Annotated in this window: 1 protein-coding gene; it reads right to left on the bottom strand. The window is 39.6% G+C overall.

The genetic code is table 11. The annotated features are described in order from the left end of the window. Positions 1-35: 35 nt before the first annotated feature. Entirely contained in the window at positions 36-818 is a 783-nt protein-coding gene (locus tag CHI06_RS07820) for a carbon-nitrogen family hydrolase (RefSeq protein WP_095247867.1), read from the bottom strand. Positions 819-910: the final 92 nt, after the last annotated feature.

Genomic DNA, 910 nt, shown 5'->3' with positions numbered 1-910 from the left:
ATCTAGAATGGGTTTTGTCCCAGCCTCTTTTTAGATTAGTACAAATCAGGTCTTCTATCTTCAAAAATTGGTATTTGTTTTCGAATATCTTTTACAAGATCTAACTCAATTATTGCAGACAGTATTTCCTCAGTCGCTCCAGCTTCAGCTATTACGTCTCCCCATGGGTCGATGATCATAGAATGGCCGGCAAATTCATTATTTGGATCATGGCCTGAGCGGTTGCATGCAATAACGAAACATTGGTTTTCAATTGCTCTGGCAATCAGCAGCGATCTCCAATGCGATAATCGGGGGGCTGGCCATTCCGCAACAACGAAAAGGGCTTCAGCGCCTTTAGATGTATGTGCACGGATCCACTCGGGAAAACGAATATCATAACAGATTACTCCCCCAAAAAGGCGATTATCCAATTCAAATAACCCTTTCTCCTCTCCAGCTTCGAGGTAAAGATGTTCGTCCATCAATTTAAAAAGATGCAGTTTGCTATAGGAATGGACAAGGTGACCTTTATTATTGATGATAAGAAGGGTATTCTTTACTCCCTGTTCACCCTGATTTGCCACAGATCCGCCCACGAAGTGGACCTGATATTTTTTTGCTGCCTTTTTTAAAAAATCAATTGTATTGACTGCCCCCTTATCAGCGATTGTATCAAGTCGTGTTAAATCATAACCTGTTGTCCATAGCTCCGGAAAAACAATGATATCAGGATTTTCTTTCATTGCTTCTTCAATTAATCTTTCTGCATTTTGATAGTTTTCACTGGGATTACCAAAGGCAATGTCCATCTGTAAACAAGTTATTTTAAGTTTCATCAATATTCACCTCATTTTAATTTTTGACTCTGTTAAACTTGGCTGTTGATTTGTGCTCCACTAAGGAATGCTTCTTCGAATAATCACCGCAG

The organism is Bacillus sp. 7884-1 (genome assembly GCF_002272245.1).
Taxonomy (GTDB): domain Bacteria; phylum Bacillota; class Bacilli; order Bacillales; family Cytobacillaceae; genus Neobacillus.
The sequence above is the reverse complement of the archived record's forward strand: the minus strand, read 5'-3'. Positions and strand labels throughout refer to the sequence as shown.

Excerpts from the sequence above, each read along its gene's own strand:
- CHI06_RS07820 (WP_095247867.1), bottom strand. The coding sequence starts at position 818 with ATGAAACTTAAAATAACTTGTTTACAGATGGACATTGCCTTTGGTAAT.